The organism is Pseudomonas putida (genome assembly GCF_002025705.1).
GTDB classification, from domain to species: domain Bacteria; phylum Pseudomonadota; class Gammaproteobacteria; order Pseudomonadales; family Pseudomonadaceae; genus Aquipseudomonas; species Aquipseudomonas putida_J.
In genome coordinates this window covers 2,193,178-2,213,050 of the sequence record NZ_CP018846.1, presented here as the reverse complement: position 1 = coordinate 2,213,050, position 19,873 = coordinate 2,193,178, and the positions used below count along the sequence as shown (strand labels likewise).

The 19,873-nt window shown below is 65.1% G+C and carries 21 protein-coding genes; 8 read left to right on the top strand and 13 right to left on the bottom strand.

The genetic code is table 11. The features are described from left to right. Positions 1–23: 23 nt before the first annotated feature. From BUQ73_RS10070 to BUQ73_RS10050, 5 genes are all read right to left on the bottom strand, one after another. Positions 24–1,376 (bottom strand): sensor histidine kinase, encoded by a 1,353-nt coding sequence (locus BUQ73_RS10070; protein WP_079227709.1) that lies wholly within the window; start codon positions 1,374–1,376, stop codon positions 24–26. Then, a complete protein-coding gene (locus tag BUQ73_RS10065) occupies positions 1,352–2,017 on the bottom strand; it encodes a response regulator transcription factor (RefSeq protein WP_079227708.1) in 666 nt (221 codons plus the stop codon). The genes BUQ73_RS10070 and BUQ73_RS10065 overlap by 25 nt, the downstream gene beginning before the upstream one ends. Before the next feature lie 79 nt (positions 2,018–2,096). Continuing rightward, on the bottom strand, positions 2,097–2,507 hold the full coding sequence (locus tag BUQ73_RS10060; RefSeq protein ID WP_079227707.1) for a hypothetical protein: 411 nt from the start codon (positions 2,505–2,507) through the stop codon (positions 2,097–2,099). Positions 2,508–2,523: 16 nt separating this feature from the next. Beyond that, the gene (locus BUQ73_RS10055) at positions 2,524–3,288 is read right to left on the bottom strand and encodes a hypothetical protein (RefSeq protein ID WP_079227706.1); all 765 of its coding nucleotides are present in this window, start codon (positions 3,286–3,288) and stop codon (positions 2,524–2,526) included. A gap of 155 nt (positions 3,289–3,443) precedes the next feature. Then, positions 3,444–4,394: a GlxA family transcriptional regulator gene (locus tag BUQ73_RS10050; protein WP_079227705.1), complete on the bottom strand. Its 951-nt coding sequence runs from the start codon at positions 4,392–4,394 to the stop codon at positions 3,444–3,446. Positions 4,395–4,501: 107 nt separating this feature from the next. On the opposite strand from BUQ73_RS10050, the gene BUQ73_RS10045 reads away from it, so the two are divergent. Both BUQ73_RS10045 and BUQ73_RS10040 read left to right on the top strand, forming a co-directional pair. Beyond that, the gene (locus BUQ73_RS10045; RefSeq protein WP_079227704.1) at positions 4,502–5,299 is read left to right on the top strand and encodes an SDR family NAD(P)-dependent oxidoreductase; all 798 of its coding nucleotides are present in this window, start codon (positions 4,502–4,504) and stop codon (positions 5,297–5,299) included. A 147-nt stretch (positions 5,300–5,446) separates the two neighbouring features. Beyond that, entirely contained in the window at positions 5,447–6,454 is a 1,008-nt protein-coding gene (locus BUQ73_RS10040) for a zinc-binding alcohol dehydrogenase family protein (protein WP_079227703.1), read from the top strand. 33 nt (positions 6,455–6,487) lie between these two features. On the opposite strand, the gene BUQ73_RS10035 is transcribed toward BUQ73_RS10040, so the two are convergent. From BUQ73_RS10035 to BUQ73_RS10010, 6 genes are all read right to left on the bottom strand, one after another. Further along, positions 6,488–7,015, bottom strand: coding sequence for a M20/M25/M40 family metallo-hydrolase (locus tag BUQ73_RS10035; RefSeq protein WP_237772763.1), 528 nt, complete (start codon positions 7,013–7,015; stop codon positions 6,488–6,490). A 152-nt stretch (positions 7,016–7,167) separates the two neighbouring features. Next, positions 7,168–8,409, bottom strand: a complete 1,242-nt coding sequence (codA, locus tag BUQ73_RS10030) for a cytosine deaminase (protein WP_079227702.1) — start codon at positions 8,407–8,409, stop codon at positions 7,168–7,170. A gap of 4 nt (positions 8,410–8,413) precedes the next feature. After that, positions 8,414–9,631 (bottom strand): PucR family transcriptional regulator, encoded by a 1,218-nt coding sequence (locus BUQ73_RS10025; RefSeq protein ID WP_079227700.1) that lies wholly within the window; start codon positions 9,629–9,631, stop codon positions 8,414–8,416. Further along, the gene (gene codB / locus BUQ73_RS10020; RefSeq protein ID WP_079227699.1) at positions 9,628–10,893 is read right to left on the bottom strand and encodes a cytosine permease; all 1,266 of its coding nucleotides are present in this window, start codon (positions 10,891–10,893) and stop codon (positions 9,628–9,630) included. The genes BUQ73_RS10025 and codB overlap by 4 nt, the downstream gene beginning before the upstream one ends. Before the next feature lie 247 nt (positions 10,894–11,140). Further along, the gene (locus tag BUQ73_RS10015; protein ID WP_079227697.1) at positions 11,141–12,037 is read right to left on the bottom strand and encodes a DUF2950 domain-containing protein; all 897 of its coding nucleotides are present in this window, start codon (positions 12,035–12,037) and stop codon (positions 11,141–11,143) included. After that, the gene (locus BUQ73_RS10010) at positions 12,034–13,515 is read right to left on the bottom strand and encodes a DUF3300 domain-containing protein (RefSeq protein ID WP_079227695.1); all 1,482 of its coding nucleotides are present in this window, start codon (positions 13,513–13,515) and stop codon (positions 12,034–12,036) included. The genes BUQ73_RS10015 and BUQ73_RS10010 overlap by 4 nt, the downstream gene beginning before the upstream one ends. A 238-nt stretch (positions 13,516–13,753) precedes the next feature. Here BUQ73_RS10010 and BUQ73_RS10005 point away from each other — a divergent pair, with 238 nt between their 5' ends. Further along, entirely contained in the window at positions 13,754–14,011 is a 258-nt protein-coding gene (locus BUQ73_RS10005; protein ID WP_152031534.1) for a hypothetical protein, read from the top strand. A 7-nt stretch (positions 14,012–14,018) separates the two neighbouring features. On the opposite strand, the gene BUQ73_RS10000 is transcribed toward BUQ73_RS10005, so the two are convergent. Next, positions 14,019–14,660, bottom strand: coding sequence for a VIT1/CCC1 transporter family protein (locus BUQ73_RS10000; protein ID WP_079227694.1), 642 nt, complete (start codon positions 14,658–14,660; stop codon positions 14,019–14,021). 322 nt (positions 14,661–14,982) lie between these two features. On the opposite strand from BUQ73_RS10000, the gene BUQ73_RS09995 reads away from it, so the two are divergent. Next, a complete protein-coding gene (locus BUQ73_RS09995; RefSeq protein ID WP_079227693.1) occupies positions 14,983–15,234 on the top strand; it encodes a hypothetical protein in 252 nt (83 codons plus the stop codon). Here the strand turns inward: BUQ73_RS09995 and BUQ73_RS09990 are convergent. Continuing rightward, positions 15,213–16,136, bottom strand: coding sequence for a LysR family transcriptional regulator (locus BUQ73_RS09990; RefSeq protein WP_079227692.1), 924 nt, complete (start codon positions 16,134–16,136; stop codon positions 15,213–15,215). The genes BUQ73_RS09995 and BUQ73_RS09990 overlap by 22 nt on opposite strands. A gap of 113 nt (positions 16,137–16,249) precedes the next feature. On the opposite strand from BUQ73_RS09990, the gene BUQ73_RS09985 reads away from it, so the two are divergent. The 4 genes from BUQ73_RS09985 to BUQ73_RS09970 are packed head-to-tail and all read left to right on the top strand — an operon-like array spanning position 16,250 to position 19,764. After that, positions 16,250–17,440, top strand: coding sequence for a CaiB/BaiF CoA transferase family protein (locus tag BUQ73_RS09985; protein ID WP_079227691.1), 1,191 nt, complete (start codon positions 16,250–16,252; stop codon positions 17,438–17,440). 16 nt (positions 17,441–17,456) lie between these two features. Beyond that, entirely contained in the window at positions 17,457–18,422 is a 966-nt protein-coding gene (locus BUQ73_RS09980) for a hydroxymethylglutaryl-CoA lyase (protein ID WP_079227690.1), read from the top strand. Further along, positions 18,419–18,802 carry a VOC family protein gene (locus BUQ73_RS09975; protein ID WP_079227689.1) on the top strand — a complete coding sequence of 128 codons (384 nt, stop codon included), beginning with the start codon at positions 18,419–18,421 and terminating at the stop codon, positions 18,800–18,802. Before BUQ73_RS09980 ends, BUQ73_RS09975 begins: the two co-directional genes overlap by 4 nt. Before the next feature lie 20 nt (positions 18,803–18,822). Continuing rightward, positions 18,823–19,764, top strand: coding sequence for a D-2-hydroxyacid dehydrogenase (locus BUQ73_RS09970; RefSeq protein ID WP_079227688.1), 942 nt, complete (start codon positions 18,823–18,825; stop codon positions 19,762–19,764). Positions 19,765–19,873: the final 109 nt, after the last annotated feature.

The window sequence follows — 19,873 nt, the reverse complement described above, 5'->3', positions numbered from 1 at the left end:
ACCACGCTGGCCGTGCCCAGGGCTCAATCTACCGCCACCTGCCAACGCAAGCACACGCGCCAGCCCACCTGCGCGGCTTCATCGGCATAACCCGCCGTCACTTCCCCGCCAGAACGCTGGACGATCGTACGCACGATCGACAGCCCCAGGCCGGAGCCTTCCCCGACCTGCTGATCACCCCGATAGAAAGGGTCGAATACCCGCTCCCAATCGTGCGGAGCAACGCCAGGGCCATCATCACGCACACTCACTTCAATCCATTCGGCGCCCTGCTGCGCTTGCAGGTCTACATGCCCACCGACTGGTGCGTGGCGGATGGCGTTCTCGACCAGGTTCTTGATCGCGGTGCGCAGTTCGACTTCCTGCATCGGCAGCTGCGCATCGTCACCTTCCAGGCCGATATCGAGCTGCTTCTGCTCTGCCAGTGGCATCAAGTCCTCCAACACCAGGCGGCAGGTTTCATGCAGTGACACCGAACCTGGCAACCCATCGGCCAGTTGCGCGCTGGCCAATGCCAACAGCTGCTCGACCAGCTTGCGACTCCTGCCGATACCGCGGCGCAGCTTGGCCACTTGCAGCTTTGCACGCTCCGACATGGCTTCGTGCTCAAGGCCCTCCGCCTGCAGTGACAGCGCGGTCAGCGGGGTACGCAGCTCATGGGCGGCATCGGCGACAAAGCGCTTCTGCCCTTCAAGGGTGCGCGCAACCCGGCCGAGCAGCCGGTTGATCGCCTGTACGAACGGGCGTATTTCAGTTGCCAGCAGGCGCTCATCGACCGGGCGCAGGTCCTGGTCGTCGCGGGTATCGAGCATTGCCGCCAAGGTCGAGACCGGCCTGAACAGCTCGCGGATCAGGTTGGCCACCACCAGCAGCAATATCGGAAAGAGGATGGCAAAGGGCAGCAACGCACGCCATGCACTTTTGCGCGCATCGCGATTACGGCTGTCGATTTCCTGCGCCACGGCAAAGCGCCTGCCGGCCGCATCGGTACTGACCAGCACGCGGAAGGGTTCATTGCCCACCCGTACCGTCGACAAGCCATCCGCCACCGAGCCGGGAATGGGCAACGGCAACTGGCTGTCGTCGGCATGGCTGACCGACTGGCCATCGGCCAGGTACTGAATGACGATACGGGTTTCTTCATCGTCTGCGGCCGCGGGCTGCGCGTTGCCCGAATAATGGAACGCCAGGCCCTGACGCAGGTAAAGCGCGGCAACCTGGTGCAGGCTGTTGTCTTGCAGGTCGAGCGCTTCATCGTAGGCCGTGATGTAGCTGAAGGTCCCGCTCACGGTCGCCACCAACAGGATCGCAACCGACAGCGCCACCGACAGGCGCAGTTGCAGCGACTGGTTCAGGCGCTTTTTGAGACCATCCATCCCAGCCCCCTGATATTGCGGATCACGTCCTTGCCCAGCTTGCGGCGCAGCGCATGGATGATGAATTCCACGGCGTTGCTTTCAACCTCGTTGCCCCAACCGTAGATCCGGTCCTCCAGTTCGCTGCGCGAGAGGATGGCGCCAGGGCGCACCAGCAACGCCTGGAGCAAGGCAAACTCGCGGTTGGACAGCTGCACGGGTTGTTGATCGAGCACGCGCGCGCATTTGCTGACCGGGTCCAGGCTTAGCGTACCGTTGCCCAGTTCCGGGGCCGCGCGCCCGCCCTTGCGGCGCATGACCGCACGCATCCTGGCCAGCAGTTCGGCCATCTCGAAGGGTTTTTGCAGAAAGTCATCCGCCCCGCCATCCAGCCCGCACACCCGGTCATCGAGCCCCGAGCGTGCGGTGATGATCAGCAGCGGCACCGGGTTGTCGGCGGCACGCAGGCGTTGCAGCACCTGCAAGCCGTCCTGCCCGGGCAGCCCGAGGTCGAGCAGTACCTGGTCGTAGGGCTGGGTACGCAGTGCCGCTTCGGCCGCCAGGCCGTCAGCAACCCAATCCACCGCGTACCCCGCAGCGCTCAGTGCGTCCTGCAACGCCTGGGCGATCATGCTGTCATCTTCGACCAGTAGTACCCGCATGGGCTTCCCCGCTGTGAACCTGTGGAGGCAACAATAGCCCGAGCAGCCGGCGACCGATAGGGTATTGCCGCTCCTGGCCTCAGCCCTGCCCTTGCAGGCTGTCGAACGCCTTCAGCAGGTCGGCCATTGCTGCCTTGCATTCGCCTTGCTGTGGCTGGCTGGCCCGCAGCGCATCCAGTGCGTGGTCGATGGCCTTGTCCAGCACATGCCAGTCGCTGGCGGCACGCGGTTTGATCCCGGCCTCGGCGTCGTCCCAGCTCTTTTCCAGGTCCTTGATACGCGCCTTGGCAGCTGGCAGGTCCTGGGCATCGACCTTGGCGGCAACATCCACGGCAATGGCCCGGAATGCGCTGAGGTCGCCAAGCTTGGTCGGGGCATGGATGCCTGCGGCCTGTGCCGGTTCATCCTGTTTGGAACAGCCTTGGGTAACCAGTACTGCGCTGGCGACACAGGCGATGGCCAGGGTTCTGATCAGAGCGTTGGAGATCATGGGTACTGCCTCGCTATCAAGAGGTAAGTCGCTTGGATTGGCCGGCAGCAAACTGGGCAGCGCAGACCAAAATGAAAATGACGCACAGGAAGATCGCACTGGTCCAGGTCGCCCCCATGCCGAGACCACCGTAATCACGGGATTGGGTCAGCAGGTCACCCAGGGAAGCCCCGAGCGGGCGCGTCAGGATGTAGGCCACCCAGAACACCAGCACCGTGCTGGCACCCAGGCGCCAGGCGAGCAGGCAGGCACCGATCAACGCGGCAAAGATGACGCAACCGAGACTGAAGCCAAGGCCAAGCGCCTCGGTCGCCAGGTCCCCCCCGGCAGTACCCAGGGCAAAGGTGCACAGGACGGTGGCCCAATAGAAGCCTTCGCGCCGTGCGGTGACGATCTCGCGAATGGACAGGTTGCGTTCGACCGCGTACCAGACCGCGAAATTGGCGACCAGAAGTGCAGAGAAAAACGCCGTGCTGGCGTACAGGCTGATGCCCAGTTCGTCAGTCAGGATGTCGGTAATCTGGGTGCCCAGAATGCTCACCAGCACCACGCAGAGCCAGTAGATCCAAGGCTCGCAGTTGCGCTTGCGCATTTGCAGGGCCAACGCGCCAGCCAGCAGCACTGCCATCACTGCACTGGTAATGGCAAGGCCCCAGCCGACGTCGACGGCGAGAAAGTCGGCGAAGGTCTCGCCGACCGTGGTGGACATGATCTTGATGATCCAGAAGGACAGCGTCACTTCTGGTACCTTGTTGAGCCAACCTTTACTGGCAGTATTCATCGGCTGTTACCTCCTCCAGTCCCGTCAGGGGATTTCGCTGCGGAGGTTACGGATGAAAACTTAGGTGAGCCTGAGGGTGGTGAAGCGAAGCAAGGAGCAGCGATTGGGCGCCTGCAGCTGACTTGCAGCCCGGCATCTCGTCTTCAGCCAGCGCTTCAGCCAGCCACTACGCGTCGTGCGTCCCTGCGCACCGCCTGCGGTGGCACACCAAACCCACGCATGAACACCTCGCGCATATGCCGCCGGTCGCGAAAGCCAGTCTCCCGGGCCACTGTGTCCAGGCTGTGCCGGCTCTGCTCGATCATCACCCGGGCAGCCTCCAGGCGCAGGCTCTCCACAGCTTTGGCCGGTGATTGGCCGGTTTCTGCGGTAAATACACGAGTGAATTGCCGAGGGCTCAGGTGCACCACGTCGGCAAGCTCCTCCACGCTCAGCGGCCGGCTGAGGTGCTGGCGGGCGTAATCCAGCGCGTGCTGGATACGGTCCGACTTGGGCGACAGCGACAGCAATTCGGAATGCTGGGATTGCCCACCGGAGCGGCGCTGGTGCATGACCATCTTGTGCGCCACTGACCTGGCCAGCTCGGCGCCCAGGTCCTTTTCCACCATGCCCAGGGCCATGTCCAGGGCAGCGGTCATGCCGGCGGAGGTCCAGATCGAGCCATCGACGATGAATATCCGGTCTTCCTCCACTGCCACCTGAGGGAACAGCTCGCGCAGCTTCGCGGCGTAAGCCCAGTGAGTGGTGGCGCGCCGGCCATCCAGCACGCCGGCCTGGGCCAGCATGAAGCCGCCGGTGCACAGGCCAGCGGTCCGGCGTGCGCCATCGACGAAACCGCGCACGCTGGCCAGCACGGCCTCACTTGGTGGTGTCAGTGGCGTCAGCGTGCCGGTGACCATCCAGGTGTCCGCAAGGCCGGGCGCGCCCAGTGGCAGCGTCTCGATATGCATGCCCAGGGAGGAGCGCACCATCCCGCCCTCGATGGAGAAGTTCTGGACCCTGTACACCGTTTCGCCCGCCGAGATGTTGGCGAACTCGAACACGGTCTGCGTCGCCAGAGACATGATCTGGAAGCCTTCAGTAATCAGATAGCCGACCCGATGCATCGTGAACCCTCCTGCGCCTTATGTCCTGAAAACTTACCATATACGTCATTTAAGCCACAAAACACTTTCTGCATCATGGCTCCACACCCAAGCAACGGAGCATCACCATGACGCAGCAATTCAAAGGCACCGCGCTCATCACGGGCGCTTCAACCGGTATCGGAGCGATCTACGCAGAGCGCCTGGCCCGCCGCGGCTATGACCTGGTGCTGGTGGCTCGCAATCGGGAACGCCTGAACGCGCTCGCCGGCCGGCTCACCAGCGAAACCCGGCAGAACGTCGAAGTGTTCCCGGCCGACCTGGGTAATGCCGAGGACCTGGCCAAGGTGGAGCGCAAGCTGCGCGAGGACGCCAGCATCAGCCTGCTGGTGAACAACGCCGGCATCGGTACCCACACCACCCTGCTGGAGAGCGACGTCGAGCGCATGGCCGAGATGATCAGCCTCAACGTCACGGCCCTCACCCGCCTCACCTACGCGGCAGTGCCTGGTTTCGTCGCTCGTCGGCAGGGGGCGGTGATCAACATTTCGTCCGTGGTCAGCCTGGCGCCGGAACTGCTCAACGGCGTGTACGGTGCCAGCAAGGCCTATGTCACGGCGTTTACCCAGTCACTGAACAAGGAGCTGGCAGAGCAAGGCGTGCAGGTCCAGGCGGTATTACCCGGTGCCACTGCCACCGACTTCTGGCAGATCGGCGGCTTGCCAGTGGAGAACCTCGACCCCGGCATCGTGATGTCCGCCCAGGACCTGGTGGACGGCGCACTGCAGGACTTCGACAACGGTGTGCTGATCTCGCTGCCGTCGGTGCACGACCTGCAAGCCTTCGACCACTACCAGGCCAGCCGGCAGGCCCTGTTCGGCCAGTTGTCCAGCAACCAGCTCGCACCGCGCTACAGCGCAAGCTGATCAGCACTCGAGGAACAGAGCCATGAAGCGACGGTTCATGGCTTTTTCACTGCTGCAGTGAAAGTGTTGCGCCATTTGGGCTGTTTATCGTTTGAAACGAAAGGAATAGCCTGAACCCACTTTTCGAATGCCCAAGAGGTAGCGCCAATGAAGGCTGTCGTTTACACCCAACCCGGTTTGCCGATCCACGACCCACAGTCGCTGTACGACGCAGAACTGCCCAAGCCGAAACCCGGCCCGCGGGACCTGCTGGTCGAAGTCAGGGCCATCGCCGTCAACCCGGTCGATACCAAGATCCGCGCCAGCCGCGGGGGTGAGCAACCCCAGGTGCTGGGTTGGGACGCCGTCGGTATCGTGCGCGAGGTTGGCGACCAGGTGACGTTGTTCCGTCCCGGTGATGAAGTGTTCTACGCCGGGGCCATCGACCGCCCCGGCAGCTACAGCGAGTTCCACGTGGTGGACGAGCGCATCGTCGGGCACAAGCCCCGCAACCTGGACAACGCCAGCGCCGCCGCCCTGCCCCTCACGTCCATCACCGCCTGGGAACTGCTGTTCGACCGCCTGGGCATCGAGGAAAACGGCGGCCAGGGCCAGCGCCTGCTGGTGGTCGGTGCCGCCGGCGGCGTGGGCTCGATCCTGGTCCAGCTCGCCAGCAAGCTCACCCGGCTGACAGTCATCGGCACCGCCTCGCGCCCCGAAACCCAGGCCTGGGTCCAGCAACTGGGTGCCCACCACGTCATCGACCACACCGAATCGCTCCCGCTTCAGCTGGAAGCGCTCAAGCTGGATTCGGTCGACTACGTGATCAGCCTGACCCACACCGACAGCTACCTGGCACAACTGGTGGAAGTACTGCGCCCACAAGGCAAGCTGGCATTGATCGACGACCCGGCGCAGTTGGATGTCATGCCGCTCAAGCGCAAGTCGCTTTCGCTGCACTGGGAGCTCATGTTCACGCGTTCGCTGTACAAGACCGAGGACATGGTCAAGCAACACCAACTGCTCGATCGCGTGGCGCAGCTGGTTGATGAGGGCGTGCTGAAGACGACCCTGGGCGAGCATTACGGCACCATCAACGCCGAGCACCTCAAGCGCGCCCACGCCATGATCGAAAGCGGCAAGGCGCGCGGCAAGATCGTGCTGGAAGGCTTCTGATGAGCCAGAGAGGCTGGCCGTAGCCTTCGTCAGCTACTGCTTGCCAGCCTGCTGCGTCAGGAAGTCCACGATCACGCCCGACAACGCCCGCGCCCCCACGATCAGCGCGCTTTCATCCACGAAGAAGCGCGGGTTGTGGTTGGGCGCGGCCTTGGCCGGGTCCTGCCCTTGCGGCGTGACCCCGAGGTAGAAGTACAACGCCGGCACCTGCCCGGCAAAGAACGAGAAGTCCTCCGACGCCCCCACCAGCGGCGATGTCGCGACCTTGCCATGGGCCGCGCGGCCGAGCACCGGCGCCATGCGTGCGGCCAGTTGCGCGTCGTTCATCGTCACATCGTAGGCCGGCACGATCGACACCTTGGCCGTAGCCCCGGCGCTCTCGGCGATTTTCTCGGAGGTCAGCTTCACATCTGCGGCCACCTGCGCGCGCACGCCAGGGTCGTAGGTGCGGATGGTGCCGGCCATGTCGACGCTTTCCGGCACGATGTTCGGCGCGCTGCCGCCCTGCAGCATACCCACGGTCACCACCGCCGGCGACTGTACAGAAGATCTAGCAGGCATATTCGGGGATCCAGGCAGGTCGCTCGGCAGTAGTACTTCGCCGACGCTGATGATTGTTCTTGGGAGGGGCGACCTTAACAATCGCTTAGCTTGCGTCTGGACAAGACCCGCGCGCCATGACGCGCGGGTTCCGTTACCACTTGCCTGCGTTGTCAGGCAAAGCGCTCGACCTGCGCCGGCGTACGGCGCATCAGCACCTTGCCGTTGCGCACCGAGACCAGCGCATGGCCCTGGCTGCGGACCATTTCGTAGTCATCCGGTGCCGACAGCAGCAGCAGGTTGGCCGGCCGCCCGACTTCGATGCCATAGCGCTCGCCGAGGTTGAGGGTGCGGGCGCTGTTGTCGGTGATCAGGTCCAGGCTGCGCTGCAGGTCTTCGTAGCCGAGCATGTGGCAGATGTGCAGCCCGGCCTCGAGAATGCGCAGGATGTTGCCGTTGCCCAGCGGGTACCACGGGTCGACGATGGAATCCTGGCCAAAGCACACGTTCATCCCGGCACGGTCGATCTCGGCCACACGGGTCAAGCCGCGGCGCTTGGGGTAACCATCGTAGCGCCCTTGCAGGTGGATGCTTTCGGTGGGGCACGAGACGAAGTTGATCCCCGACATCTTCAGCAGGCGGAACAGCTTGTAGCAGTAGGCGTTATCGTAGGAACCCATGGCCACGGTGTGGCTGGCCGTGACCCGCGCACCCATGCCACGCACCCGCGCCTCTTCGGCCAGTACTTCGAGGAAGCGCGACTGCGGGTCGTCGGTTTCATCGCAATGCACGTCCACCAGGCAGCCGGTGCGCTCGGCCAGGTCCATCAGGAACTTGATCGACGACACGCCCTGGTCGCGGGTGTTTTCGAAATGCGGGATGCCGCCGACCACATCGGCGCCCATGGCCACCGCTTCGGTCATCAGTGCCCGCCCATTGGCGTAGGACTCGATGCCTTCCTGGGGGAAGGCGACGATCTGCAGGTCGACCAGATGGCGCACCTCCTCGCGCACTTCGACCATGGCCTTGAGCGCGGTGAGCTTGGGGTCGGTGACGTCGACATGGGTGCGCACGTGCTGGATGCCATGGTCGACCAGCATGCCGATGGTCTTGGTGGCGCGGGTCTTGATGTCGTCGTGGGTGGTGATTTCCTTGCGCTCGGCCCAGCGTTCGATGCCTTCGAACAAGGTGCCGCTCATGTTCCACTTCGGCTCGCCCGCCGTGAGGGTGGCGTCCAGGTGGATGTGCGGCTCGACGAAGGGCGCCACCACCAGGTTCTGCTGGGCATCCAGGTCATCCGGATGGCCCGGGGCGGCCACGTCGGCCTGTGACGTGATGGCAGCGATGCGCTCGCCTTCCAGCTCGATGCGGAACAGGCCGCTTTTGCCACGCAGGCGGGCGTTGATGATGTTCATGGCGTTACCCCTTACCTTGGTCTTCGTTCATGCGCCATACCAGCATGGCGACGGAAGCGTTCATGCGAAACAGCGGGTCGTCGAGGGATTGCCCGCTCAGTTGTTCGATGCGTTGGATACGTTGGTTGATGGTGTTGCGATGCAGGCCCAGGCGCTGGGCTGCCTTGAGCCCGTTGCCGTTTTCCTTGAGCAGGGCGTCGAGGGTGTGTACCAGCACATGCGGCTGTTTGCGCCCGGGGGTGATCAGCGGGCCGAGGGTCTGGGCGACGAAGTCGTCGATCAGCGAGCGGTCGACGATGCCTTGCAGCAGGCGCAATACACCCAGTTCGCTGAAATCGCAGAAGCCGTTGGCCGGGTGCAGGTGCTGCGCCACCTCAAGGGCCTGGCGCGCCTCGCTGAGCGCTTGGCGGTAGTGCGCACAGTCGCCGGCCAGGCTCGACAGGCCCATGTACAGGGCCAGCTCCCCGACGGCCGCGCTCAACTGCCGATGCAGCGCGGCCAGGGTTGCCGGCAGGTCGGCGGCATCCGCCAGCAGCAACACCTGCAGGTCGCCCGGCAACTGCGCCGTCACCGTCCCCGGCCGTTTGCGGCACCAGGCTTCGAGCTGGTCCTCCAGGGCCTGCCGGATAGCTTGCCAGAGGCGCTCGCCCTGGGCCAGGCCATGGCGCTCGAACAACTGCTCGACGTGCAGCAGGCGCAGCGCCACCACGCGACGCGGCTCATCCAGTGCCAGCTCAAGGTGCGCTGCGCGCTGGCGGGCGATGGCCAGGCTTGGATAGTCGCCGCTGAGCAACTGGCCGAGGATGTCGTTGCGTGACCGGCGTACCTGGTTCATCTGTACCAGGGCGGTGCCGATCAGGTGGGTGACCACCACCATCTTCAGGGCATAGGGCTGCTCGATCAACGGCAGGCCCAGTTGCTCGGCGCGGGCGATCACTGCCAGCGGAATGGCCTGGATGAAGGCGCCGCCGGTAAGGATCACCATCCCGGCAATCCCCACCGCCTCGCCGTCTTCGACCAGGCTCAGCAAGTTGGCCTCGCCACGGGGGTGGTTGATCCCGGTGACGAACACCAGCTCGCCCCCCATCACCCACTCGGCGATACCTTCGTTTTCCGCTACGTACGGCCAGCGCACCCGCCGCTGCAGGTTGCGCGCACCGGCACGCACGGTCATCTCCTGCAGGCCCGGCAGGTGCAATATCTCTTCCAGCGCCAGGCTCACGGCTCGGTGCCCGCCTGGCCCAGCGCCCGGCCGCGGCCACGCAGTTCAAGCATGATGATGTAGCACAGGGCCGAGGCACCAATGCCCACCAGCGGCGCGACCCACGGCGAGGCGTAGGCCAGCACTGCACCCAGCGCGTAGGCCCCCAGCCCCATGAAGTTGTAGCGCGGCAGTTGCACCGAAGCCAGCGCCGGGTACTTGCCACGGTGGCGGTACCAGAAATCGGCCATGATCACCCCGCCCACCGGCGGAATGATCGAACCCAGCAGCACCAGGAACGGAATCAGCATTTCATACATGCCGCCGATCGCCAGCACGATGCCCACCGCTGCCGCGACCAGCGTGGCGGTGCGGCGACGCTCGCTGCGCAGCAAGTGGCAGGCGGCTGCCGACACGTTGTAGATGGTCGGCCCCTGGATGGTCCAGAGGTTCAGGCAGAGCATCACCACCGCCGCAAACGACAGCCCTTGCAGCATCATCACTTCGACGATGTCGGCCTGCTGATAGACCATCGCGCACCAGGCCCCGGCCACCACCATCAGGCCGTTGCCGAGCAAGAAAGCGACGATGCTGGCCATTACCGCCACCCGCCCGCTGCGCGACAGCCGGGTCCAGTTGGTCGCCTGGGTGGCGCCGCTGGCGAAGGTGCCAAAGACCATGGTCACCGCTGCCGAGAAGGTCATGGTTTCATGCGGTACCACCGCTGCCAGGCCGGCAAAGCCGCCGGCATCGCCGGTGGCGATGTACATCGATACCAGCAGCAGCGCGAACATCAGCGGCACCGACACCCGCGACAGCAGGTCCAGGCCCTTGAAACCGATGATCGCGGTGATGCTGAAGCCCAGGCCGAACAGCACCATCAACGGCACCGTGAAACCGCCCGCCAGGCCCAGCAGCTTGACCAGCACGATCGCCACGGTCGCGGTGCCCCAGGCGTACCAGCCCAGTTCGGCGAAACCCAGGATGAAGTCGGAAAGCCGGCTACCCGCCTCGCCGAAACAGAAGCGCCCCATCAGCACGGTATTCAACCCGCTGCGCGAAGCGATGAAGGCCAAGGCTGCGGCATACAGCGCCAGCAGCGTATTGCCGATGGCGGCCACCCACAGCATGTCGACGAAGTTGAAGGCCATGCCCAGCTTGCCGCCGGCAAACATGGTGCCGGTGAAGAAGGTAAAGCTGAACAGCACCATCGCGATGGGCAGCAGCCCCTTGCGCGATGACACTGGGGCTTCGCATAGCGGGAATTCGGTAGGTGAGCTCATGGCACGGTGCTCCGGGTTGTCGTTGCGACAGCAGGGAGCAATATGCGGGCCGCTTTTGCCAATCGCTGTAACCGGTAAATTTGCGGGCAATCGGCACAACCATCCCTGTTCAGTCTGCACACCAATAGACCAATCAAGCGACGCAAACCTGTGCTTGGAGACCTGTTTTGAGGCGGGCGCGCACCAAAGCGGAACAACACTGGGTAGTTTCAACCCAGTCCGGCGCTGCCGGTGCGCTGCCCCGCCCTCATTCGCTGGCGTTGACGTCTACCTCCTTCCAGCTGTCGTCCGGGTCGAAGCGCTTCATGGCTTTGGCAATCTTGTCGCTCTGCGGCCCCAGGTCCTTCTCGAACACCTGCCCATCATGGCTGATCATGAAGCTCATCACGCCGGTGTCGTCATACTTCGCCGGCCAGGCAATCAGGGCGAAACCGCGGCTCATCTGGTTGCCGATCAGGTAGCTGTAGGCGCCGCCCGGTGCTGACGGGCCCTGGGCATCGAGGATGCGGAAGTGGTAGCCGTACCAGGCGTCCCCCACCACGTCCTTGCCGAACAGCGGCCCCAACGGGCTGATCTCACCGCCCTCTTCGTCCTCCCAGAACAAGCCGTCGTGCTTGCCGGGGGTGCTGAAGATCTGCTGGGCATACTCCAGGGCGCCGTTGCCGTTGCGGTCCTGCGAGGCGTAGTCCATCTGCGCGTCGTGATAGGCGAGCACCGACTGCAAGGCGGCCAGTTCGTTGCGGCCGATGCGCCGGGCGCGAATTTCGGCACTGCCGGCCTTGAGGTCGAAGCGCCAGCCGCTGGCGGCCTTGGTCAGCGGAATGGGCAAGGTCCAGTGTTCGGGGCCCACGGCGAGGATGGCCTTGCTGTCGCCCTGCTTGTCGATCTGATGCCCGGCCTTGTACTGCTCGAGGAAAGCATCGACGTCGCTGCGCTGCACGCCTTCGCGTGGAATGTAGGTGCGCCAGTCATCACCGAGCAACTGCGCCAGGCGCGCTTCGTCGGCGTGCTCGACGCCCAGCGCCTGGACGAACGACTCGACCGCCTGCTCCGGCGTCGGGAATGCTTCCTGCGCGGCGGCCAGGTTGCTCCAGGCCATGCCCAGGCCCATCAGCAACGCCGCAATGGTTGTCTTGTTGTTCATCGACGGCCACCTCCACCACCGCGACGCGCCGGCGCACTGGGGCGGGAAATCTGATGCCCGGCCGCCCGCGAGGTGCCGGGCCGCTGGGCAAACGACTGACTGGTACGGCCGCGGTTGGCCTGCGCCGTGGTACGCGACGGCGAGCGCACACCGTCGAAGGCGTTGTTGCGTGCCCGGCCTGCCGTGTTACCGGTGCGGTTCTGTACGGCCTGACGGGCCTGGCCTTCACCCTGGCGCCGCTGGTTGACCTGGTTGCGCGCCTGCTGGTGATCGCGGGTGTTGTCACGCGTCGTGCGTGGCTCCGCACGGCGGTCGGCAGGGCGCGCGTTGTTGTTGGCGCCTTGCATGCGGTTGCCCACGCCGCCCTCGGCGCGGGCCTGGCGTGCACTGTCACGGGCTTCGCGGTTGCTGGTAGCCGGGCGCTCGATGCCTGCGCGGTCCATCGAGCTGCGGGCGCGATCACGGGCCTGGGCACGCTGGGTATCGTCGCCGCGGAACGCCGCGCGCTGGTTGGCCCCGTCAAGCTGGCGGCCGAATTGCTGGCGGCTGCGGTTGTCGCGGTAGGGCACGCCATCACGGTGGGCGGGGTTGTGCTGCCACTTGTTCTGGTTGTTGGTGATGCGGTTGTTGCGGTTGATGTTGTTGTAGCGGTTGACGTCGATATCGACATCGCCGTTGTTCCAGTCGCAATCACCCCACACCGAGTCGATGATCGCCACGCCAGCGCCGAAGGCCAGCCCGGCCATCAGTGCGGTGCCCGCGTAGTACATCGGCGACGGCGGGTAGTACACCGGCGGCGAGGCAGGATAGGCCCAGGTGCCATAGGTGGTGGTCGGGTTGTAGGTAGGCACGTACACCACCTGCGGGTCGGCCGGCTGGATGATGATGGTGCTGGTCGACGAACTGCTGGCTGGCGCGCTCTGCGCCCCGCCCGAGCTGGCCGGGGCCGGGGCAGGCGCCGCTGCGGGCGCAGCCTGCACCGTGACGTTCTGGTACTGGTTGCTGGTCAGGTTGCCGGCCGCCTGTGCCTGATGGCGCAGCCGCTGGACGCCCGCCATCACGTCATCGGGTTGCGCCAGGAAGGCGTCGCCCAGCCGCTGGACCCAGACCGGGTCCTGGCCGAGCACCACCAGCACCTGCGGGAACGCCACCAGCGACTGCACGCTCGGGTCCCAGGTCTGCTTGGCCACCTGTTTGACCGCATCATCGCCCTGGGCCTTGGGATTGGCCTTGGACCAGGCCACAGCCTCGGTCACCTCACCCGGGTAGGTCGACGCCATCAGCACCTGAGCCAGCAGCGGGTCTGGATACAAGGCGATCGGCGCGAGCATCTGGTCGAGCTGTTCCTGGTTGAACACTGCCTGCCTGGCTTCGGCAGGCGCCGGGTCGGGTGCTGGCAGGTCCTCGGCCAGCGCCATGCTGGCTGCAGCGTCAAGGCACAACACCACCGACAAGACGCATAACAATGGCATGCGCATCGCAGTTCCCCATCTGGCCATACCGCGTGAAAGAGTGAGTTGCACAACCGGCCAGTCGCTGCCGTGCGATAAGGGTAGCAAAGGCACCATTTTCAACCACTCTCGTACATTGGATTTCAACGCACTAATGGCAACGGGGCTTACTGCCTTTAAATCTAGGTCGCCAATCGAAACGGAACTGTACTTAATAGCCCCGAGCATTTTTCGGCTATGAACCAACCCAGCAGGAGGCTTGGTAATGGCAACTTCAAGCGCTTTCCGTTTTTGCGTGGCTGTGCTGTTGTGCGCCACCACGTTACAGGGCTGGGCGGCGGTTACCGACCGCGCCGAACGGCGCCAGGCAGCACGCGAAGTGCGCCAGGAAACCCGTCAGGGTGCACGCCAGACCAAACAGGACTGCCGCCACGCCGACCAGAAAAGCAATGCCGGTTGCCGGCAGGACAAACGCCATACCAAACAGCAAGGGCGCGAGCGCGCCAGAGACATCAAATACTGACCCTGCATCAGCCACCCAAGGCAATGATGGCCAGAATCAGCGCGACCCCGACCAGCGTCATGGCCACGCCAGTCAGCACCCCGCGGCCGCCGGAGTAGCGCGCCAACAGCCAGCCGGCCAGGAACAGCATCGCCAGGGCGACAAGGTTGGAAACCCGAATGGCGGTGCCGGTGTGTGCGATCAACAGGAACGGGATGACCAGCGGGAAGGTCGCCAGCACCACCAGCAAGAAGGTCGCCAGTGCCGCCTTGAAGTCCTGCAGGCCAAGGCGCGCGGGCATCGGTTGCCGGCCGTTGCGCAGCAGGTGGACCCTGAGCAATTCCAGGCCGTGTTCATCCACCACCTCGCCAATGCGTGCCGGTAGCGCGTCGGCAATCAGCTGGCGCCCCTCGCGCCCGTTCTCGTCGGCGAGCAGCCGGGCCAGCAAGGTGCGGCTGCGGGTCCGCTCGGTCCAGGTGCGCAGCAGGTAAATCACCGCATCGGCCAGGCCCCAGGCCAGGTTGCAGCCAAAGGCCGCGATCAGCATCAGGCGGGCATCTTCCCGCCCGGCCGTGGCCACGCTCAGCGAACCGGTGAAGGTCGTGGCCATCAACAGGCCGAACATCACTTCGGTAATGCGATCGACGGGTTCCAGTAAACGTCCACTCATACACTGCCCCTCGGGGTAGGCCTGAACTGACGGATGCCATGTTTCAGACGAGCATGGTGCGCATACTTGCACTCATGCGGGCAGGTAATACGCCACGGCAATGTTTTTCCAGCGTAGCGCAACTATGCAGGTGCTCAACTAACCATTCCTTGTTCAGGTGGCCGCTGAAATTCACTTCGCACCTACCCACCGTGTAGCCACGGACTGATAACTTGTAGAAGCCTCGATAGTCACTATCGACAACACCAATTTCTACCCATCGCCAGCAATCAATAACCTAGCTCCATCGATTCTCATCACCCGAATCCTGGAGCTTCCCCCGATGAACACCACGGCCCGCCTGCTGCTCGCTGCCCTCACCGCCACCGCCATCGCCGTGCTCACCGGTTGCGCCAGCCACCCCGAACTGCGCCCCTACACCGCCGAGGAAACCCGCCAGTTGCAACTCGAGTCGATCCAGCGCCAAAGCCTGTCGCTGGACGAATACGAACTGCGCAAACGTGTTATCGAACGCTCCACCCGCCAGCAGGTGGTCACCGAGACCGCCGACGCTCAACCCGCCATCAAAGGCTGATCGCCCCCGTCGAGCGAGCCCAGGTATTCGAACAACCGGGTTGCCTCAGGCGAAAGGCTCGCCTGCTCGGCCACCCCGACATACAGCGTACGCAGCGCCCACTGGTCCTCCAGCACGATGGCCTGCAACTGCTGCCCCAGCAGCTCCGCTCGCACCGACGCCAGTGGCAGCACGCCAATCCCCAGCCCCGCCTCGATCATCCGGCAGATACCATCGAAGCTGCTGACCTGAATCCGCACCTTGAGCAGCTTGCCATCGGCCAGCGCCGCCTCGCTGACCCGGCGCAGCAGTGAACTGCCCTGGTTCAACGCCACGAACTCGTAATCCAGCGCCTGGGCCAGGCGAATCCGCCCATGGCCGGCCAGGGCATGCCCGCTCGGCACCAGCAGCACCAACTGGTCGCGGCGGTAACAGCGCTTGTGAATGCCCTCGGCGGCCACGTTGTCGGCGAAGATGCCGATATCCGCCGTGCCGTGCTGCAGCGCCTGCACGATGTCATCACTGAGGGCTTCGTCCATACCGATGCGCACATGGGGGTTGCTGGCCAGGTAATGGGCCAGGTCCTGCGGCAGGAACTGGATCACGGCCGAGGTATTGGCCGTGAGCCGCACATGGCCGCGCACACCTGCGGCAAAGTCATTGGCATCGCAGGCCATGCGGTTGACCCCATCGAGGATGTGCCGGGCATGTTCGGCAATGCCAAGCCCCGCCGCCGTGAGTTCGACGCCGCGGGGCAAGCGTTCGAGCAGCGCGCATTCGGTCTGCCGTTCAAGCTCGGCCAGGCGCTTGCTGGCGGCCGACAGCGACATATTGGCCAACCGCGCCGCCTGGGTCAGGTTGCGCGTATCGGCCACCAGCAACAGCAGGCGCAACGACAGCAAGTCCACATGCAACAGGTTCATGGCGCACTCCCAGCCTTTCGATTTGGGAAAGGGTACTGGAGAATTCGCCAATTTTCATCGGCCCGCCAGACGAGGACTATCGGCACATACCAACCACAAGAGCGGACAACGCCATGACCCTGCCGTTGCAAGGCATCAAGGTAGTCGAGATGGGCCAGCTGATCGCCGGGCCATTCGCTGCGAAGATGCTCGCCGAGTTCGGCGCCGAAGTGATCAAGATCGAACCGCCCGCCACGGGCGACCCCCTGCGCAAATGGCGCCTGCTGCACGGCGGCACGTCGGTGTGGTGGGCCGCACAGTCGCGCAACAAGCAATCGGTCACCCTCGACCTGCGCCAGCCCGAAGCGCGCGAGGTGGCCAGGCAGTTGATTGCAGAGGCCGACGTGCTCATCGAAAACTTCCGCCCCGGCACCCTGGAAAACTGGGGCCTGGGCTGGGACGAACTGCACGCCCTCAACCCGAAGCTGGTGATGTTGCGAGTGTCCGGCTACGGCCAGACCGGCCCCTACCGCGACCGCCCAGGTTTTGGTGTGATCGGCGAAGCCATGGGCGGCCTGCGCCACCTGTCCGGGGAGCCTGGGCGCACACCGGTGCGGGTCGGCGTGTCCCTCGGTGATTCGCTGTCGGCCTTGCACGGCGTGATCGGCGTGCTCCTGGCCCTGCGCCACCGCGAGCAGCATGGCGGCCAGGGCCAGCAGGTGGATGTGGCGCTGTACGAGTCGGTGTTCAACATGATGGAAAGCCTGCTGCCCGAATACTCGGTGTTCCAGACTGTACGCCAGCCGGCCGGCAGCAGCCTGCCGGGCATCGCACCGACCAACGCCTACCGCTGCCAGGACGGCAAGTACGCGCTGATCGCCGGCAACGGCGACAGCATCTACCGCCGCCTGATGGAAAAGATCGACCGCCTCGACCTGGCCAATGACCCGGCGCTCGCGCACAACGACGGCCGCGTGCTGCACGTGGCGCGCATCGACGCAGCCATCTCGGCTTGGACGGCCGAGCGCCCGCTCGATGACGTGCTGGCGGCGCTGAACGATGCGCGCATCCCCGCCGGCAAGATCTACGACGCCCAGGACATCGCCAACGACCCGCACTACCAGGCCCGCGGCATGCTGCTCGAGGCCCGGCTCGGCGACGGCACGCCGGTGACCCTGCCCGGCATCGTGCCCAAGTTGCAGGCCACACCTGGCCAGGTCCGCAGCCCGGCACCAACACTCGGTGAACACACCGATCGCGTACTCGAAGCCCATGGCATCGACGCCACCACCCGCGAGCTGTGGCGCAGCCGCGGCATCATCTGAACAAGGAGCACAGCGCATGAAACGCCTGTACCTGCAGGAAGTCGCCACCCGCGACGGCTTCCAGAACGAAGCCACGTTCATCGACACCGCCGACAAGATCGCCATGGTCGATGCCCTGAGCCGCTGCGGCTTCGCCAAGATCGAGGTCACCTCGTTCACTTCGCCCAAGGCGATCCCGGCGCTGCGCGATGCCGAAGCGGTCATGCACGGCATCCGCCGCCAGCCCGGTGTGGAATACACCGTGCTGGTGCCCAATGTGCGTGGCGCGGAACGCGCCTTGGGCTGTGGCATCGACGAGGCCAACCTGGTGATGTCGGTCAGCGAACCGCACAACCGCTCCAACCTGCGCATGACCCGCGAGCAGTCGTTCGCCCAGCTGCGCGAAGTGATCGAGGTGATCGGCAACAGCCGCGTCGCGGTGAACGTTTCGCTGTCCACGGTGTTCGGCTGCCCGATGCAAGGTGACGTCAAGGAAGACGAAGTGCTCGGCTGGATTGACCGTTTCGCACAACTGGGCGTGCGCGGGGTGACCCTGTGCGACACCACGGGCATGGCCTTCCCGTCACAGGTGCAGCAGTTGAGTGCGCGCGTGCTGGCGCGCTTTCCCCAGTTGCAGGTCACCCTGCACTTCCACGACACCCGCGGCATGGCCCTGGCCAATACCCTGGCGGCACTGCAAGCCGGGGTCGACCGCTTCGACGCCTCACTCGGCGGCCTTGGCGGTTGCCCGTATGCGCCCGGGGCCAGCGGCAACGTCTGCACCGAAGACCTGTTGCACATGCTGACCCTGATGGGCTATGACACCGCAGTAGACCTGGACCAGGTACTGGCCGCGTCGGCGCGCCTGCCCGGCCTGGTCGGCCACGCCACGCCGAGCCAGGTGCTCAAGGCCGGCAAGCGCCTGGACTTGCACCCGATCCCGCAACACGTGCAGACCCTGAGCAGGCAAGTCGTCTCGACCCTCACGGAGGCCACCCAATGATCGACCACCTGGACCACCTGGTACTGACCACCTGCGACGTCGACGCCTGCTGCGACTTCTATACCCGCGTGCTGGGCATGCAACGGGAAACCTTCGGCGCCGGCCGCCTGGCGTTTCGCTTCGGCAGGCAGAAGATCAACGTGCATGTGCGCGGCCATGAGTTCGAGCCCAAGGCCCATCTGCCGGTGCCGGGCGCGCTAGACCTGTGCTTCATCGCCAGCATCCCCCTGCAAGCCGTGATCGCCCGGTTGCACGAGGCGCAATGGCCGATCGTCGAAGGCCCGGTGCAGCGCACTGGCGCTACCGGCCCGATCCGCTCGGTGTATGTGCGCGACCCGGACCTGAACCTGATCGAGATCGCCGAACACCTTCCCGCCTGACAGCCCTGCAGAGGTACCCCATGAACATCGTTTTTCTCGACGGTGCGAGCCTGCCTGCGCCCTTGAATCGCCCGGCCCAGGCCAGCCGCTATGACGTACGCCCTAGCACCACGAGCGCAGAAGTGCTCGACGCCCTGGCCGACGCCCAGGTGGCGATCACCAACAAGGTGAGCCTGCAGCGCAGCGAACTGGAGCGCCTGCCGGCGCTGAAGCTGATCTGTGTGGCCGCGACCGGCTACGACTGCATCGACCTGGCGGCCTGCCGTGACCTGGGCATCAGCGTGTGCAACGTGCCGGCGTATTCAGCCGTGAGCGTGGCCGAGTCGGTGATCGCCTCGCTGTTCGCCCTGCGCCGGCACCTGTTCGCCTATCGCCAGGCGGCGGTGAGCGCCTGGCCAACCTCCAGCCACTTCTGCGTGCACCAGGCGCCGATCAACGATATCCAGGGCATGACCCTGGGCATCGTCGGCCGCGGTGACATCGGCAGCCGCGTCGCACGCCTGGCCAAGGCGCTGGGGATGAACGTGCTGTTCGCCGAGCACCAGGGCGCCAGCACCGTGCGCGAGGGCTATGTGGCCTTCGACCACCTGCTGCAACAGGCCGATGCCATCACCCTGCACTGCCCGCTGACGCCGCGCACCCGCCAGCTGATCGGCGCTGCGCAGCTGGCCCGGATGAAGCCCGGCGCCTTGCTGATCAATACCGCCCGCGGGCCGCTGGTGGATGAACACGCCCTGCTCGCCGCCTTGCTCGATGGCCACCTGGGCGGTGCCGCACTGGATGTGCTGGACGGCGAGCCGCCGCGTGCCGATCACCCACTGCTGCAGGCCGGGCTGCCCAACCTGCTGCTCACCCCGCATGTGGCCTGGGCCAGCCAGAGCAGCGTGGCGCGCCTCAAGCAGGTGCTGCTGGCCAATATCGAAGCGTTCGCCAAGGGGCAGCCGATCAACCTGGTTTCCTAGCTGACGCAGTCTTTGTGGGAGCGGCCTTGCGTCGCGAAAGGGCCGCATGGCGGCCCCGGCAACCTCTGCTGCGAAGCTGGAATTCCTGGGGGCGCTGCGCACCCCTTTC